Annotated in this window: 1 protein-coding gene; it reads right to left on the bottom strand. The window is 63.5% G+C overall.

The genetic code is table 11. The features are described from left to right. On the bottom strand, nucleotides 1-664 hold a 664-nt coding region (locus IVA81_RS15580), incomplete at its 3' end, for a reverse transcriptase domain-containing protein (protein ID WP_247319608.1). Between the last annotated feature and the right edge of the window lie 370 nt (nucleotides 665-1034).

The following is a 1034-nucleotide window of genomic DNA, read 5'->3' as shown; positions in this document are numbered from 1 at the left end:
CTAGCCAGTCCTGGCTCACACTTCCGAAGAAGTTTTGCACGTCGGCGTCAAGTATCCAGTTCACCTTCCGCGTGGTGATCGCTACCGTCAGGGCGTCCAACGCATCGTGTGGCCCCCGGCCGGGTCGAAACCCATAGGAGAAGCCGACGAAGTCGCCTTCGTAGATGGCGTTAAGCACCATGACGGTCGCGCCCTGGACGATTTTGTCTTCCAGAGCCGCGATCGCCAGCGGCCGCTGCTTCCCATCCGCCTTCGGTATGTACGTCCGGCGTGACGGTTGCGGCCGGTACGCTCCCCGGTGGACCCGTTCGTGCAGTTCCCTGAGCCGGGGCTCAAGGTCGGCCTCGTAGTCCTGCCACGTCATGCCATCCACGCCGGGGGCGGCTTTGCGCCGAAGCGCATAGAACGCCATCTGGAGTGTATCGACAGTGATATGGTGGAGAAGTGCGGTGAACCGTTCCTTCTTCTTCAGCCTTGCAGCTTTCCGTACGCGGTCCAGCGCTTGGGTCACGCGAGCCCGGTGCTGTGCCCGGTGCGTGCTTTGCTGGCCCTCGTTCCCCTTGGTCCCCGGCCTTGGCTCCGCCGGCTCCGTCACCGGTCGCCCGGCTTTGTTCGCCGGCTTCGCAGCTACTATGCCGGAGTCAGACTTCTCTGGATCGTGCATCAGCGGCTACGGCTCCTCGCCTTCCCGCCGCGGACCAGGCTGCTCAGTGAGCATCTGGCCGACCGAGAGAGCTCCCGGTTCCCGTACAAGAAGCTTCTGCACATGCCAGGGTCTGCGACCACGCCGAAACGACTGGGCGCTCGCGATATCGCACCCCTTCGTGTTGCCTTCCGCTCAGTTGACAGCGTCGGCTCTCGGGAAAACATTCTTTCGCGGCTCAATGGCTGGCCTATGCACTCCCCTGCCGACGCTTCGCCGACACCCTCACGGATGCCTACGCACGGCTCGGGGCCGATGTGGATCGCTACTCCTTCATCGTAGTGGACTTCCACCACCTACTCCTTGCCGGTCTCCCGGCGCACCAACTGTA

This window comes from Bradyrhizobium sp. 141, from assembly GCF_023074055.1.
Taxonomy (GTDB): Bacteria; Pseudomonadota; Alphaproteobacteria; order Rhizobiales; family Xanthobacteraceae; genus Bradyrhizobium.
Note: the sequence above shows the minus strand (reverse complement) of the source record. Positions and strands in the feature narration are given on the sequence as shown.